The 15,429-nt window shown below is 52.0% G+C and carries 14 protein-coding genes and 1 riboswitch; of the genes, 5 read left to right on the top strand and 9 right to left on the bottom strand.

What is annotated here, in order from left to right; translation table 11 throughout:
• The first annotated feature begins 39 nt into the window (after positions 1-39).
• From CVU69_03160 to CVU69_03150, 3 genes are read left to right on the top strand one after another with little or no spacing between them, the layout of a single operon-like run.
• Positions 40-273 carry a hypothetical protein gene (locus CVU69_03160; GenBank protein PKN13357.1) on the top strand — a complete coding sequence of 78 codons (234 nt, stop codon included), beginning with the start codon at positions 40-42 and terminating at the stop codon, positions 271-273.
• The gene (locus tag CVU69_03155; protein PKN13313.1) at positions 263-2,029 is read left to right on the top strand and encodes a Na(+)/H(+) antiporter subunit D; all 1,767 of its coding nucleotides are present in this window, start codon (positions 263-265) and stop codon (positions 2,027-2,029) included. The genes CVU69_03160 and CVU69_03155 overlap by 11 nt, the downstream gene beginning before the upstream one ends.
• A 43-nt stretch (positions 2,030-2,072) precedes the next feature.
• On the top strand, positions 2,073-2,549 hold the full coding sequence (locus CVU69_03150; protein PKN13312.1) for a hypothetical protein: 477 nt from the start codon (positions 2,073-2,075) through the stop codon (positions 2,547-2,549).
• A gap of 556 nt (positions 2,550-3,105) precedes the next feature.
• Here the strand turns inward: CVU69_03150 and CVU69_03145 are convergent.
• The gene (locus CVU69_03145; GenBank protein PKN13311.1) at positions 3,106-3,798 is read right to left on the bottom strand and encodes a hypothetical protein; all 693 of its coding nucleotides are present in this window, start codon (positions 3,796-3,798) and stop codon (positions 3,106-3,108) included.
• A 43-nt stretch (positions 3,799-3,841) separates the two neighbouring features.
• Positions 3,842-3,919, bottom strand: a riboswitch (cyclic di-GMP riboswitch).
• A gap of 641 nt (positions 3,920-4,560) precedes the next feature.
• Here CVU69_03145 and CVU69_03140 point away from each other — a divergent pair.
• The gene (locus tag CVU69_03140; protein ID PKN13310.1) at positions 4,561-4,872 is read left to right on the top strand and encodes a hypothetical protein; all 312 of its coding nucleotides are present in this window, start codon (positions 4,561-4,563) and stop codon (positions 4,870-4,872) included.
• A 78-nt stretch (positions 4,873-4,950) separates the two neighbouring features.
• The gene (locus tag CVU69_03135; GenBank protein PKN13309.1) at positions 4,951-5,619 is read left to right on the top strand and encodes a hypothetical protein; all 669 of its coding nucleotides are present in this window, start codon (positions 4,951-4,953) and stop codon (positions 5,617-5,619) included.
• A gap of 69 nt (positions 5,620-5,688) precedes the next feature.
• Here CVU69_03135 and CVU69_03130 read toward each other — a convergent pair whose 3' ends face one another.
• From CVU69_03130 to CVU69_03095, 8 genes are all read right to left on the bottom strand, one after another.
• Entirely contained in the window at positions 5,689-6,339 is a 651-nt protein-coding gene (locus tag CVU69_03130) for a DNA-binding response regulator (GenBank protein PKN13308.1), read from the bottom strand.
• Entirely contained in the window at positions 6,329-8,035 is a 1,707-nt protein-coding gene (locus tag CVU69_03125; GenBank protein PKN13307.1) for a hypothetical protein, read from the bottom strand. The genes CVU69_03130 and CVU69_03125 overlap by 11 nt, the downstream gene beginning before the upstream one ends.
• Before the next feature lie 140 nt (positions 8,036-8,175).
• Positions 8,176-10,230 (bottom strand): GGDEF domain-containing protein, encoded by a 2,055-nt coding sequence (locus CVU69_03120; protein ID PKN13306.1) that lies wholly within the window; start codon positions 10,228-10,230, stop codon positions 8,176-8,178.
• Between the two features lie 15 nt (positions 10,231-10,245).
• Positions 10,246-10,821 carry a DUF4154 domain-containing protein gene (locus CVU69_03115; GenBank protein ID PKN13305.1) on the bottom strand — a complete coding sequence of 192 codons (576 nt, stop codon included), beginning with the start codon at positions 10,819-10,821 and terminating at the stop codon, positions 10,246-10,248.
• A gap of 42 nt (positions 10,822-10,863) precedes the next feature.
• Entirely contained in the window at positions 10,864-12,969 is a 2,106-nt protein-coding gene (locus tag CVU69_03110; GenBank protein ID PKN13304.1) for a TonB-dependent receptor, read from the bottom strand.
• A 312-nt stretch (positions 12,970-13,281) separates the two neighbouring features.
• On the bottom strand, positions 13,282-14,070 hold the full coding sequence (locus CVU69_03105) for a hypothetical protein (GenBank protein ID PKN13356.1): 789 nt from the start codon (positions 14,068-14,070) through the stop codon (positions 13,282-13,284).
• A gap of 97 nt (positions 14,071-14,167) precedes the next feature.
• Positions 14,168-14,470, bottom strand: a complete 303-nt coding sequence (locus CVU69_03100; protein ID PKN13303.1) for a hypothetical protein — start codon at positions 14,468-14,470, stop codon at positions 14,168-14,170.
• A 19-nt stretch (positions 14,471-14,489) separates the two neighbouring features.
• Entirely contained in the window at positions 14,490-15,296 is an 807-nt protein-coding gene (locus tag CVU69_03095) for a hypothetical protein (protein PKN13302.1), read from the bottom strand.
• Between the last annotated feature and the right edge of the window lie 133 nt (positions 15,297-15,429).

Below are 15,429 nucleotides of genomic sequence, written 5' to 3'. Positions count from 1 at the left end.
GAGCAGACTGACACCTCGTCCGCCCCGCTCGCGGAGAAGCTGGGTGTCTTTGACAACCCCCGCAATGTGCAGCGACTGCTCTACATCTTTTACACTTGTGTCATCCTTCTTTTTGCCACCGACCTGATTTACCACAAGCATGCCATCTTCCCCTGGGAGGATCGCTTCGGCTTCTACTCCCTTTACGGGTTTGTCGCCTGTGTCATCCTCGTCCTTGTGGCCAAATACATCCTGCGCCCCCTCGTGATGCGTAAAGAGAATCATTATGATTAGCGCTTTGCCCCCTTTTCTCCTGCTGATGGTCGGTGCCCTGGTCGTCCCCTTTCTCAAAGGGAAGATCAGGAACAGCTGGATGCTGCTCCTGCCCGTGGTGAGCTTCGTTAACTTCCTGCTGATCCCCGAAGGAAACCACTGGGTCACCAGCTTTTTTGGCCATGAAATCATCCTCGGCCGGGTTGATCGTCTCAGTTATATCTTCGGCATAATTTTTCACCTCATCACCTTCCTCTCTGTCCTTTATGCCTTGCATGTGGCCGACAAGGTCCAGAACGTCGCTTCGCTGATCTATGCCGCGGCCGCCCTCGGAGCAGTCTTTTCCGGAGATCTCTTTTCGCTCTTCGTCTTTTGGGAACTCCTCACCATTTGCGCCACCTTCCTGATCATGGCGCGGCGGACTCCCGCCGCCCTCGGAGCCGGCTTTCGCTACTTCATGGTCCACGTCGCCGGCGGTCTCTGCCTCCTCGCCGGGATTATTTTACAGGTACAGCAGACCGGCAGCGCCAAGTTCGCTTACATCGGTCTGGCGACCCCTGCTTCCTGGCTGATCTTTATCGGTTTCGGGGTCAACTGTGCCTGGCCGCTGCTGCACCCCTGGCTCACTGACGCTTACCCGGAGTCGACCGTCACCGGTACCGTCTTCCTTTCGGCCTTCACCACCAAGGTGGCGATCTATGCCCTGGCCAGATCTTTTCCCGGCACCAGCGAATTGATCTGGATCGGCACCGCAATGGCCGCCTTTCCGATCTTTTATGCTGTTATCGAGAACGACCTGCGCCGGGTTCTGGCCTACAGCCTGATCAACCAAGTCGGCTTTATGGTGGTGGGGATCGGCATCGGCACCGCCCTCTCCATCAATGGCGCGGTGGCCCACGCCTTTAACGACATCCTCTTCAAGGGACTGCTCTTCATGACGATGGGGGCGGTGCTGTATCGCACCGGCAAAATCAACGCCACCGATCTCGGGGGACTCTACAAATCCATGCCCTGGACCTGTGCCTTTTGCATCGTCGGCGCGGCATCGATCTCCGCCTTTCCCCTTTTCAGCGGCTTTGTCAGCAAATCGATGGTCATGGAAGCCGCCGCCCTCGGGGATCTGCGCTTTGTCTGGTTTGTCCTCCTCTTTGCCTCGGCCGGCGTCTTTCACCACGCCGGCATCAAAATCCCTTTTTTCGCTTTTTTTTCCCACGACTCCGGCATTCGCTGCCAGGAAGCGCCACGCCACATGCTCCTTGCCATGGGGATGACCGCTGCCCTCTGCATCTTCATCGGCTGCTTCCCGCAATACCTTTACAATCTGCTCCCCTTCCCCACCGATTATCAGCCCTATACCGTTTCACACGTCATTTCCCAGACCCAGCTCCTCTTCTTCTCGGCTCTGGCCTTTTCACTGTTGCTGTTGTCGGGAATTTACCCGGCCGAGATTCGTTCGATCAATCTCGATGCCGACTGGTTTTACCGTAAGGGTGGCCGATTGTTCTACGGCATCGCCGAGCGGAGCTTCAACCGCCTGAACAGCTGGGGCGACCAGCTCTTTGTCCGGCGCCTGCCGGCAGCCCTGGCCCGCTTCTTTGTCGATCCCGCCGACCGCTTGCACGCCTTGTTCGCTGCGCCCTACTACAAGATGATTGGCAAGGATGTCCCTGCGGACGAATTTTCCGGCCGCTGTGAACGCAGCGCCTACCCGGTCGGCGGTGGCGTACTCCTGGCGGTCCTCTTTCTGGCGCTGATGTCCTTTTTGTTCTTCCTGTAAGCGGGTAACTGCCCCCCTTGCCGTCCACACAAGGAGATAAAACGTGAGGAAAGTGCTATTTGCCGTTGACTGTTCCCCCCCCTCGAAAAGTGCCGCAGAGTATCTGGCGACCGTAGCCCCATATCTGCCCGGCTGTGAAGTCACCCTCTTTTCGGTGATGACCGGAATCCCCTACGATAGTCGCGAAATGGAGAAGCTGAGTGATAGCGCCCCGCTTGAAGTGCATGGCGGCGAGGACCATCAACAGGAAGTCCAGCAGGTTCAGAACTTTTTTCAGGAGATCACTAACCTCCTGGTGGATAACGGTTTTCCCGCCGCACAGGTGCAGACTTCGGCCAAGCCGCTGCGGCGCGGCGTCGCCCTGGATATCATCGATGAAGCGCTGGAACAGGACTGCGATACCATCGTCGTCGGCCGCCGCGGTCTGTCGCTGGTGCAGGAGATGTTACAAGGGAGCGTGTCGCACGATCTCATACATAAAGCCCCCCTCGCCCTCTGGGTCATCGGCGAACGCCCTTAGATGACGAGCGCAACAACAGCTCTGGTCTCTGGTTTTTTGTGACAAAAATTTGATCTGATACAACAAAAGGCGGCCAATTGGCCACCTTTTGTGTGAAAAACAGGTGCGTCTCCCGGTTACTCTTCCACTCAGTACTGCACGGCATCAGCACCGACTTTTTCAGCATAATCTCGTGCGGCAGGCGGTAATCACTCCAGCCACCCAAACGGCTTCCTTCCTGGTGCGAATAAAAAAATTCCGTAGGTCCCGCAGATCAACGCCGCGACAAGGTAGATGACTGCGACTTGCCTGTCCAAGGATACTATCGGTCATGGCTGCTCCTTTCACTGCACGTCCGCAATCCAGCCATTGAGGTAGTCATATCAAGAGAGGAAATAAAGGGCATCGCTGGCCCAATTTCAACTCGGTTTTGTGGGCGCCCCTTGCGGGCGCTCTTTCGCGTTTTCAGTGGGAAAATAAAAGGGACGAGTGGCAATCCACCCGTCCCAGAAATTATGTACGTTTTTTTTCAAATCGGCGTTTGCCCCAAGTCGGGGGCTAACCCCGCAAAATCCCCCTACGGTAATATCACGTACCCAGCGTTGCTGATCGGGCAGGTGTTCAGAGCGCGGATATTATCGGAGAAGCTGATGTTGGGGTGTGCGTCGCTGAGGAAGTCACCAACGCAGTTGAAGGCTTGTCCCTGATCAGTAGACGCGAAATAGTCTTGTTTTCTTTCAAGAACCTGCTGCAGTGTCGGGTCTCCATCCGCTGCCGGGCAATAGCTGTACTTATCCGTCACTTCTGAATATTTCGCCTCCTCACGGTTGATGCCTGCGTCGCTCCATGCTTTATCATCGGCATTTCTCCAGAATCCGGGCGAACACCACTGGGGCTGAACTCCGACCTCACAGTGTGATACCGTCAACACGCTCTTTGCGTTGCCTTCGACTGCAGAGGCAGATTGCAAAATGGCATACGGCGCCGTGTTGACCGAGAACTGCACATTGTTCCTGTTGATCTTGGAGGCAGGACTCAAAGTTTTTCCCACAGAATTAAACGTCGCGTTCAACTCTGGTCTAATCGCTGTATTTGCCTGGGTCAGAACAAACAGCCAGTTTTGTCCAGTGACGGTTGGATCAACCGTGACATTGTTGCAGACACCTTCAGACGTTCCATTCCCGTCCCATCCGACGGTTGCTGCGGTGGCCACGCTGCCCATTGCCAGAAATGCCAACATTGCCGTTACTGCCAAAACAGATTTTTTCATTTTTGTTCTCCCTTTTTCTTGCCGGCCGAGGCCGGCAAAGATTTCAGGCAACCCAGCCATCTCACCAACGAGATCCGTAGCTTTCCGTCCCCGCCTCGCAACGGGTTTGGCTTTTTTCTGCGCCCAAAACAATCCACATCTTCTTCATATCCTCTCTCGTAGCGTTTCCTTGATGAGCACCCCCTTCCTACCCTCAGGGCTTCTCCGCAGCCCTTTTCACTCCAACGAAATTGCACCGGAATAGTGGTTTGATTTTCTCTTATCTGCGAAATTCACGACAAGTTTTTCGACAAGTTTTGCCGATCGGTCCATTAGCAAATTTCTTTGAATCAAGCATATGATTAGACTCCACAAATTATAATAAGTCATTCGATATATTTTTCTCTATATCTTTCGATATAGAACTTTGCCTGAATCCGTGAGCAATAACGACCACCTCACTTGATTCGACGTCTGTCGCAGAACGCGGGCAAGAAACGGAATGAAGACCTTCCGGATATGCTGGGAGCCTTCGCGCATCTCGACCTCCAGCAACCAACCCTCCAGCGCTAGACAAGCGACGATGGGTGACTAAACACTCATGATTTCTGTTATTGCTTCCAACTCTAACCTAATATTTTTCCTTGTTTTTTTCGATGCACTATATCTTTTGGTATAGAAAAATATATCCAGCCGTCTATTTTAAACAAAGACTAATGAACTATGATGTGTTCAAACAAACCGGTGAGATCGTCTCAGTTGTAAAATTCACAAGGATCCGACATGAGCTCTACGGAGAAAAGAAGATCCGAGCGCTTCAAGGTAGGAATTCCGATTGAGTTGAAATCGGGCAGAGGGATAACCCGCGATTGTTGCGTTGATGGCGTATTTTTCGAGACGGATCAGCCCTTATCGGTGGGTGAACAGGTCGAATTTGTCATGAAACTGGAGTACGCGATCAAGGGGGACCGGTCTGCAAAGCTTCTTTGTGAGGGGGAGGTGGTCAGAGTGGAGCCGGGTCTGGAGAAAAGGGGAGTTGCCGTCTCCATTATTTCCCATCGGTTTGCTGATATTTCAGTCATGGCGCAGAAGTAAAAGGGATTCAGGCGGATTTCGTAATGCAAGCAACGCCGGTATGGTCCGGTAATAACTTATCAATAGGAGGAACAGAAAATGAAAAAGTCGATTCTCGCAGCAGTGGCAATGGTGGGATGCCTGGCAACGATGGCAATGGCAGATGTTACGGGCGATTTCAAAGTTACAGGATACGGTTATACAAACGATGTTGCCACTGTTTCCGGCACCGTTAATCACGGTGCTATCCAGAGCAAAAAGACGGTTGTGGTTGATGTGACTTATGAATATTCCTTTGCAGCCGAAAAAACGGAAACAATCCCCGGTGAGACAACGACTGTTATTGTGTTTGTCCCCGGCAAGTGTGTGACGGGCGTACCTAACACAGAGGGCTGCTTTGATAAAAATGGCGATCCCAAAGCTACAAATGGCGCCATCTGGACAGGCACGTATGAGACCTCTACGACCACGACTGAGCCTACAACAGTCACTCAAACATTCAATGGCACGCAAGGCATGACGGCAATCACCGAGCCGACTATCGAGAAGGGCCGCCTCAACCCCAAAGGGAAAATTACTGGCTACAGTTGGACAAACACCCTGTCAATAGTTCCCAATGCTGACCTGGTTGATCCCGATCTCGTCCCCTATGGCTACAGTGTAGTATCGGTGACAATTAACAGCGTGTCCTACAGTGCCTACCTCAAAGATGCAGCAGGTAGCCCGATCACCGACACGGTTACGACTGGGACCATGCCGATCAATTAAAGCTGGAAGTTAATTGTTGTGTGTTGAGCCGGTGGCAAATATCCCTCCGGCTTTTTTTATGGATATGGCTTACACCAAACTCTTCTCCTGAGCATACTTCAAAAGCTCCATCCGGCTGTCAATATTCAGTTTTTCGTAAATGTTATGCAGGTGAACCTTGACCGTCCCCTCACTGATGAAAAGCTTTTCAGCGACTTCCTTGTTGCGCAGGCCGCCGGCGACCATCCTGACCAGTTCGATTTCCCGGTGAGTGAGAATGGTTGACACCTCGCGCGCCCCTGTTTCTCTCCGCAGCATCTTTTCCAGGACATGTTTGGTAGCGCGGCGCTCCAGCCACTGCTCACCCGCGTGCACTTTGCGAATGCACTGGATAAGGAGTTGGGGTGCCATCTCCTTCAAAACGATGCCATGCACCCCCAGATGAACCGCTTCGGACATTTCCTCTTCCTTGAGCATTGCCGTTAGTATCACCAGCCGCGTCGGAAGTTTATCCTCCCGGATTTTTCTGCAGACCTCCAGTCCACTCATTTCAGGCATACAAATATCCATGACCGCCACGTCCGGGCGGTGACTGCGCACCGCCCCAATTGCTTCGACGCCGTTGGCACAGGTCGCCAGAACCTTTAGGTCGTCTTCCAGAAGAAGGAGGTTGCTCAGACCGTTCAGGATAAGCGGGTGGTCGTCAGCGAGAACAAGACTAATAGACATTTCAGCCCCCATATTCCGTCAGCGGCAGGGTGATGTCCAAATGCGCGCCGGTTTCTCTTGAGTCGATGGACAGAGTTCCCTCCAGGGCGGATATCCGCTCCCTTAACGTCACGGGTCCACGCTTCATTTCAAATAATTTTTCAAGATCATAATGGCCGGTGAAAGGGAATCCTTGTCCGTCATCGGTGACTGTAATTTTAATCCGGCCAGGGTCAAAAGCGAGCTCCGCCCGCACATAGGAGGCACCGGCATGGCGAACGGCGTTGATCAGTGCCTCATTGACAACAAAATAAATCTCCCGCGCCATGCTCTTGGTAATCCGGGGGATTGGAGGATAAATCGTTATCACGATGACGGGATCCCATTGAAGCCTGATCCGTTCGGCTAGTTTCTCCAGACGGTCGGAAAGCTCGAAATCTTCCGCCGGCTGTCCCGGGAGAAAAGGCCTCAGTTCACTGATGTGGATCCTCAGATCGCGTTGCTCGGCAGCAAGCAGTCGCTGGATCTCATGGATACGCTGTCGCGCCGTCTGCGGCTCAGATTCTATCAGACGCTGCGCTGCTTCCAGCTGCAGAGCCACTCCGGTCAAAGACTGGAGGAGTCCATCGTGCAGGTCACGCGCTAAACGAATCTGTGCATCCGAAGTCGCCGTCTGCTTCAACTCCTTCAAAAGGAAATAATTGTCAAAGCGGGCGGCCAATTCGTGAGCGACAATTTCGCCGAGAACTAACTCGTCGTCGGTCATCGACTTTTTGTCAAGCGCCAGGAGATAACCTGTTACTTTATCGCCTTTGAGCCCTGAAACAATGACGGAGCCAATGCTAAATCGCTGCTGCAGCTTTTGGTGCAGGGGAACTCCCTGCCATTTCTGCAAACCGGAGGGAGACATGTGCATGACCGGGGATTGAGGGTCAGCGGCATCCCTGCAGAAAAAGTTCGTCCCAATCAGTTTCTCTGCTACGAGAGGTCCAAACGCGTCCGGATGTTCGCGGCTCTGCTGGCAACCATCCTGCGTCCAGAGAACCAGATAGAGCCAGGGTTCCTCCTCGGACTCCCAGACAAGGAGAATGCGGGGGACACCAAAAACTGTAGCGGCATGCCCCAACAATTCATTTGTCATGGCTTGAAGATCATCGGAGACGGTGCGTGGCCACTCCGTCAACATAGTAAGGACGTTTCGTATTGATTGTTCATAGGCGCCCAGAAAACCAAGCATAATCGCAATGACTATCAGGTAGGCAATCCGAATGATGAATCGATTCAGCTCAAAATTATGATCATGCAGGAGATTGTATGGATACAATGACAGGGCAATGACTACAAACAGTGCAGCCACCGCGGTCCATAGTGTCCCGCGCCACTGCCAGCGCAACGTGGCACAAACAAGGAGAAAAATGAAAAATACGAAGAATGGACTGCCTGGCCCTTCAGTGAGATACATGAGGAGAGAAAAGACCAGCAAATCGACACTATGAGTAACAACCAGTAGGTGGTCCCCGATTTGATGCTTTTGCCACGTATACACTCCCAGCACAAGGGAGTAGAGCAGATAACATGCTAAAAATACATAGGTAAGACGGGCATATCGAAAAGGTTCTGAGGGGTCCAGCCAGATTGCGATGAGAAAAAAGGCCGCCAGGGCCAACCGCCCTGTGGCGATAAGATTTTCAGCCCGGTTTTTCTGGAAGTGCCGCTTTCCCGGGGTCATTGCTGGCACCGTAGGACTTCCCGTCCGGGTAATTTCGATGACAGCAGATAAACTTCATTTGTCCCCATAAAATCTCGCATAAGACATTTTGTTAGCTTCCACAAACAGGTTCTATTGCGAAGACATTTGTTCTTATAAAATTACTGTCTATCGGCTATCTTGGGCGGCATCAGGGTCGCAAACAGCTTGTCGATCTCTTTTGCAGGTAACGGCCGACTGTACAGATACCCCTGCATTTCTTCACACCCCTGCTCCACCAGAAAAGCCAACTGACCCTCTGTTTCAACCCCTTCGGCGATGATTTTGAGATTAAGGCTGTGAGCCATGGCAATGATTGCCGTGACAATGGCGTTGTCATCCCGGTTTTCTGTGAGATTAAAAATAAACGATCGGTCAATCTTCAGGGTATCGATCGGGAATCGTTTCAAATAGCTCAAGGAAGAGTAGCCGGTGCCAAAATCATCGATAGAGATGTGCATGCCGAGATTTCTGCATTTATGGAGGATTGCAACCGTTGAAGCCGTGTTCTGCATGAGCGCGCTCTCGGTGAGTTCCAACTCAAGAAGATTCGGGTTAACGCCGGTTTCTTCCAAAATCCTGAGGATCGACTCAGCAAAATCATCCCTTCTGAACTGGACCGGAGAAATATTTATCGAGACCCGCAGGGGCGGGTTTCCTTGCGCTTGCCAACTATTTATTTGCTCACAGACGGTCCGCAGCACCCACTCGCCAATCGGAACAATCAGGCCGGTCTCTTCAGCAAGAGGGATGAACTTATCGGGAACAATGATCCCTTTTTCCGGATTGTTCCAGCGTAACAGGGCTTCCATGCCGGTCGGCTGCCGGCTGGCAATATCAAATTTTGGTTGATAGTAAAGGAGGAATTCGTTCCGCTCGAGGGCATAACGCAGACTGTTATGCAGGGCCAGCCGCGAACAGGTTTTGTCATTCATCTCCTGGGAGAAGAACTGAAACATGTTTTTGCCATGATCCTTGACGTGATACATGGCGGTGTCGGCATTTTTCAGTAATTCATCAACACTCACCCCATCAACAGGAAAGAGGGTGATGCCGACACTGGCACTGACGAAGATATCCTCCCCTTCGATCGTATAGGGCCGGGCCAGACTGTTGACAATTTTCTGTGCCACCAGACCGGCATTGTCCGGATGCTCCATATTCTGCAAACAGAGGGTGAACTCGTCCCCCCCCATCCGCGCGACGGTGTCACAGGCACGCACAATCTCCTGGAGGCGGCTCGCGACCTCGATCAAAAGAAGATCGCCGATTCGGTGCCCTAGAGTGTCGTTGATATCCTTGAAATGATCGAGATCAACAAAAAGGATGGCGACTTTCTGCTTCAGCCTGGCGGCCTGGAGAAGAGCCTGGCTAATCCGGTCATAGAAGAGCACCCGGTTAGGGAGACGAGTGAGACTGTCAAAGTGCGCTAGCTGCTGTAGATGGTCATGGCGTTGCCGGAGAAGCTCATCCCGCTCGGCAATTTCTTCCAGCATTTCATTAAAACCATCGATAAGTGTGCCGATTTCATCGTTGCTGTTCTTTTTCGTGCGAAGCTGATAGTTCTTTTCCTGGGAAACCCGTTTCATGGTTTGCACCAGGCGCATGATCGGCTCCGAGATCAACCCTTGCAACCGAGTTGAGACGACATAGGCGATCAGCCCCGACACCAGCATAGAGATGGCGGCAACAACTAAAAAGAGGTCAAGTTTTTCCCGCAACCCTGCCGAATTTGACTGAATGACAACGGTCCCGACCTCGCGACCATCGACAGTGATCTTCTGTATAACTTCTTCCGGGCTATGCCAATCCCAGAAGGCCTTCTTTCCTGCCGGCGACATGGATAGCAGATTCGTTTTTAAGCCTGATGAGCCATACTCGGCAAAGACTTTCCCTTCAGGAGAGAGAATCTGAGCTTTAAGAATCCGCGGATTGCCAGTCAACCCCTGCAAAGTCAACTGGGCAGCGTTCTGGTCATTAAAGATCAGGGCCGACGCGGTGTTATTGCTGATAATATCCGCAATGCCGAGCAGTTCTTGTCGCATCACTTTACGGTAGGTCAGCAGCTCGTGGGTGAAAAAAGAGAGCGAAGTGATCAGCAGAACGATGCTGCTGGTCAGCAGCATGATTGAAATCAGCTTGTGCTTGAGAGCAGAGTCATTGAAACTGATCAGCATGAACTATCTCCCGCGTCATTTGATGACATCACGTGCCAATTTGAGGAGCTGAGAACTAAGGTTGAGCTTGACAGCCTGGGCCTCCTTAAGGTTGATTTCAAAGCGGACCTTATCCTCCAGAGTGACGAAATGAATCATTCCGCCGCTAGCAGCAAACCCCTCAATATCACTGACCGTCAACACTGGAATTCCTTGAAGTGCGCTCAGGATTTGAAGCAGGCGCCCACGCTCCGAGTTACTGATGAAAAGCAGCTGACAGTCCTTGGCTTCCTCGATGCTCCTCAGAGTTTTGACCAGGAGCTTTCGATTTTTAATGCTCTGACCATTCAGGCTCTCCAGATCCGCACCGAAGGGATTTTTCCCGAGAATGCCGACAGTAAAAGGGGATTGAGCAGAGGTAAAGGCGCTGGCAGGCCAGTCAACAAAATGGACAAAGTTGTAAAGGAACGCACTTTTGACTTTGTATTCCCGGGGGGTGGGGGCCTCGGCCGAGAGGGGGAGCGGTTCGATTGTCAAAAGAGCCAGAACCAGAACCAGCAGGGTCAGCAGCTTGCCAGTAATCTTAATGTAATTGGGACATTTGCGTTTCAAAAAACAATTCCTCTACCGGCTCGGGTCGAGCCGCCCTTTAGTCTAGAAGCGATAGCTCAGTTTCACCCGGAATGTGCGGCCATCCTGAGCAACGGTATCAAGCCCGAGTTCGGGCTGCTCCGGATCAATTTGCAATTCGCCGGCGACAGGATCGCCATAATTCTTATCAAAGAGGTTATAGACGCTGGCGGAGAGATCGAGTCCCGGCACCAGATTCTGACTGAAGAGGGTCAGGTTGGTCGTAGTAAACCCGCCGGTATCGTTTCGCAACAGGGTCTTGCGGGTGCTGGTGTACTGGACTTCGGCGCCGGCGAAAAGCTTCTGCTTGACCAAGGGAATATTCAGATTCACTTTCGCCTGGTGGCGGGGAGAATTGGTCAAGGTCAGCCCTGTCTCCTTGTCTTCGGCCTGCTGCAGAACGTAACTCGCCCGCCCCTGCAGCCCATCGGCCCAACGCACCTCCACCTCCGCTTCAATCCCCCGGGCCTGTATGGTCTCGGTATTTTCATAGACAAGAAGATCATCCGGCCCCAACTGCTGAGAGATTAACCCCTTGATCTGGTAATAATAAGCGGAGAGTGTGGAGCGAAAGTGCTCGCCCAGATACTGGTCGTAGACGACTTCAGTCGTCGTGATCCTTTCCGGATTCAAGTCGGGATTGGCGCGGTAATACACGCCATCGGCATAGAACAATTCGTAAACGTTCGGGGCACGGAAGGCTTTACCATAAAGGAATTTGAAGATGCTTTTCTCGTAAGGCTTGTAGATCAGAGCCAGTCGGGGGGAGCTCGTGCCACCAAAAGAGTTGTAGTGATCGTAGCGTACGCCGCCGATGAGGCTGAGGTTGGAAAGGATCTGGTATTCGTCCTGAATGTAGAGGGCATAGATATTCGAGCTGCGCTGGTCGTCAAGCGTGCTTTCAAAAGGCTCCACCCAATAGTTGCGCTGGTCGAGGCGGAGATTGTAGCGATTTTCTAAACCGGTGGTGAGCTGATGCTTGTCGAAAAAACGCCGGGTTGCCATCAGTTCGAAACCGACCCATTCCCCGTCGGCAAAGTCCTTGTTAACCTGCAGCGGATCCCCTTCCAATTCCCCGTTGTAGATATAATCGCCGCGGTAACGGAAGTTTTCATAGTAAGCCCGGGCCGTCACCTCCCCCTGTTCCTCCAGTCTATGGCTGTATTTCAAGTCAAGATACCCGTACGCATCGGTCGTGCGGTTGCGGGGGTCATTGAAGACGGTTTGGTAGGCACCGGTCGGAATCACCTTTTCCCGCGAAGAGACGGCACCAGTGAGGGTCAGGTCCCGTAAGGTGAATCTGGAGAAGAGACTGTAGGAGCTGTCGCCATCCGCATGTTCAGCAATGCCGTTATTATCGCCAAGGGCGTCAAACTCTTTAAAGTAGAGGCGATCCTCCCCTTCACTGTCATAACGGGAAGCCGAAACCAGCATTTCCAGACCGCCGGGGAGTTTGTTGCCATAACTGAGACGGCCGCTGTAAGTCTCCTGGTTCCCGGCTGATCCTGATGCTTCAAGGGTCTTGAGATCTTTCCCTTGCCGGGTGATGACGTTGATCACCCCGAAGAAGGCGCTGGTGCCGTAAAGGGCTGAGCCCGGCCCGCGGATAACTTCGACCCGGTCAATCAGGTCAACATCAAGGGGAAAGTCCGTTCCGATTGGCGCTTGATCGTAGATATTGTTATTGAGGCGATGGCCGTCGATGAGAAGGAGCACGCGACTGTTGTAGTCACCGGGGCGACTGAATCCCCGCACTCCCAGGTACTGGTAGTTGCGGTCGTTGGACACGCTGAAGCCCCGCACACTGCGAAGAATTTCAGCAAAGGAGCGGTAACCGTACTTTTTGATCTCCTCAGCGGTAATGATAGTGACTGAAGCCGGGGCATCCGTCACCTTCTGATCATACTTGCAGGCGCCATAAACGGTCGGCACTTCAATCTCCATGAGCTGTTCAAGGCTCAAGGTCGTCAGGTTAAGTGCCTTGTCATCATCCATCCCGGCGGCCAGGACCGGGGAGACGGTAAAAATTAAGGCTAACAGACATAATAAAGAGGAGAGTTTCAACAGGAATGAGATACGCGCCTGATTCATGACAGCCTCATAGAGGGAGAGCGTTTTAACCCGGGCCATGATTCCATGCAACCATGGGGACAAGATTCGACAGAAAAAGTCGACGACAGCACAGGCGATCTTTCTTGGGTGCTACAGGATACACTGTTCAGATACTCGGATTTTTGAGTGCGAAAAGGAATTCTCTCGCAGGATTCTAATGATTGATCATATTCAACATCTAGTGGGCGACTGTCAACAATAATGGTTAAAATGAATGGATTAAACACTACCGGGACTAATCCTGCCGGTTTTTTCTGGCGGGGGGGGGAATCCTGCTCTATCAGCGAGCTGAATAATTGAAGGGGGCCATACCAGCCAGGACAACAGCTGCTAAGGCTTTGTTGTATAATTCATCTGAGGATGACAACGTCGGCAGTCGTTCATCGGGAAGGCGACGAGCATGTGACAGGCACCACAGAAATTACCGAAGATATTTCTTTCCATGCTAAAGGTTTGAGTCCCGCTTTGCTTGATCGTGAAGAGATCGGGATGGCAATTGGAGCAGTCGAGTTCGGCGAAATGCTCTTCATGGGAGAAAAAGACGCCGCTCCGCGGGGAAGAAGTGCCAAGCTTCAAAGGCTGTTTCAGTTTCTCCGGAAGCGGCATAATGACAGTCGAAGCCCGCAACGAAGAGAGTTGATTGATTGACCAGTCACGCTGAGCTTGAGCCCAATCGATGCCGTTGCCAAAATGTGCTACCGGAAACACCGCCGCAAACGTTTCGAAACGTTTCTCCAACTCGGTAGTGTCCTTAAGATGACAGCGGTCGCATTCGCTCCCTTTAACTTTTCGTGCCGAGAAAGCGGTCTGACCATCATGACAGGCACCACAAAAGGCCCCGGACAAGTATTGATTGCGAGTGATGCCAGACCCCCCGGCCTTCATAGTAAAGCCAAGTTCGACGTGACAGACCCGACAGGTATAAAGCGGCCGATGACTCCAGTGCGAAAAGACCACCGGCTTCACTCCCGCCGCCCGGGTCCGGCTTTGCATGACGACGTTACCATACTTCCAGAATGGTCCGTTGGGGGGGATTGTTTCGATCACCCGGCCGAGTTCATAGCGACTCATAGCCTGGGCGGTTCCAAAACCAGGAGAAAGGGCCAGCAAAAAAAACATCAGCAAAAAAACGACCGGCAAAGTCAGACGACAGCCCACGGCAGGTTTTCCGACAAACCATAAGGGTCGATTCACCAGCATCACAAATCGCTGTTTTTTACTCAGCCGACGGTTCATTGCTCTTCGCTTCCAAAACAAATAAATAGAGATTCTTACACATCTGCAGTCGCTTCTGAAAGACCCTGCGTTCGGTTTCATCCAGACTGTCAATAACCTTCTCCAGTTTGTCACACGAAGAGGTCAAGGCAAGAAGTTCGCTCGTTGAAAGGCTCATGGCAATATCTGTCTTGGAACAGACGTCATCAAATTCAGCTCGCCAGTCATCTGCGCCGTAAGCGGGAGGCATCAGCGTGCATGCAAGATAACAGGCAGCGATCGGCAGTAATTTACGAAAATCCATATTTCTCATTATTCAGTTCCTACTGCGGCGACTGCGAATGGCAGCGCTGGCAATCGGTTTGCGGGAAAGCGACACTAACGTGGCAGGCACCACAATATTTCCCTTCGAATAGATCGATCATCGTATATTTTGTCGCGCCCTTTTTTACCCCCAGAAAGATTTCCGGGTGGCAGAGTTCACAGCCATTCCAAACTGTGTGTTTGCTATGGGAAAAGATAATGTCGGGCATTCCCGCAACTTTTGTATTGATAGCAAAATCCAGCTGGTTCCTCATTTTTGCCTTCTTGACTGAAATCCCCTTGAGGTAGTCGACCGGCTTTATCAGTCCCTCGTTTTCAGCCTTTTCCCAGTTGATCCCGTTGCCGAAGGTCTCCCGCGGCATCTTTTCCGCAAAGCGGTAAAAAGCTTCCTGCTTGGAAGAGCTTGATTCAAGAAGATGGCAGCGCATGCAACGTTTGATATCATCACGACTGTACTCACTGCTACAGGACGCAAAAATTTTCTGGCCGTCCTGCATCATGCTGCCGTTGTGACATGTGCCACAATAAAACCCGCGGCTATTGTCCGCAGCATGAATTTTGGTGGAGTTGGCAGTCATGCCGAAACCGATATCCACGTGACAGAGGCGGCAAGTGAAGTGCCGCCGGTGCACCCAGTGGTCAAAAACGACAGGAGAAATACCCGCCGACTGTGAAAAGTTACTTATCGTTACTGCGCCATATTCATAGGGCAATGGTTTTTTCTTCATCACCCCTCCCCCCCCCTGGGCCCAAACGAGGCCGGACAGCGACAGTAACACGGCAAAGACACAGATTATTTTTTTCATTAATTCCTCCCGGAAAGTTGATCATCAGTCACTTCCACTGTTAAAAAACATAACATGAGATTCAATAATTGTAAAAACTAATTAAACAATGCAAAGAAGAATTTCAATCCCTACCACAACCAGTGCCCGTTTA

It is taken from the genome of Deltaproteobacteria bacterium HGW-Deltaproteobacteria-4 (assembly GCA_002841765.1).
Lineage (GTDB): Bacteria > Desulfobacterota > Desulfuromonadia > Desulfuromonadales > UBA2197 > UBA2197.
Note: the sequence above shows the minus strand (reverse complement) of the source record. Positions and strands in the feature narration are given on the sequence as shown.

Excerpts from the sequence above, each read along its gene's own strand:
- CVU69_03145 (PKN13311.1), bottom strand. The coding sequence starts at position 3,798 with ATGAAAAAATCTGTTTTGGCAGTAACGGCAATGTTGGCATTTCTGGCA.
- CVU69_03140 (PKN13310.1), top strand. The coding sequence starts at position 4,561 with ATGAGCTCTACGGAGAAAAGAAGATCCGAGCGCTTCAAGGTAGGAATT.
- CVU69_03135 (PKN13309.1), top strand. The coding sequence starts at position 4,951 with ATGAAAAAGTCGATTCTCGCAGCAGTGGCAATGGTGGGATGCCTGGCA.
- CVU69_03130 (PKN13308.1), bottom strand. The coding sequence starts at position 6,339 with ATGGGGGCTGAAATGTCTATTAGTCTTGTTCTCGCTGACGACCACCCG.
- CVU69_03125 (PKN13307.1), bottom strand. The coding sequence starts at position 8,035 with ATGACCCCGGGAAAGCGGCACTTCCAGAAAAACCGGGCTGAAAATCTT.
- CVU69_03120 (PKN13306.1), bottom strand. The coding sequence starts at position 10,230 with ATGCTGATCAGTTTCAATGACTCTGCTCTCAAGCACAAGCTGATTTCA.
- CVU69_03110 (PKN13304.1), bottom strand. The coding sequence starts at position 12,969 with ATGGCCCGGGTTAAAACGCTCTCCCTCTATGAGGCTGTCATGAATCAG.
- CVU69_03105 (PKN13356.1), bottom strand. The coding sequence starts at position 14,070 with ATGTTTTTTTTGCTGGCCCTTTCTCCTGGTTTTGGAACCGCCCAGGCT.
- CVU69_03100 (PKN13303.1), bottom strand. The coding sequence starts at position 14,470 with ATGGATTTTCGTAAATTACTGCCGATCGCTGCCTGTTATCTTGCATGC.
- CVU69_03095 (PKN13302.1), bottom strand. The coding sequence starts at position 15,296 with ATGAAAAAAATAATCTGTGTCTTTGCCGTGTTACTGTCGCTGTCCGGC.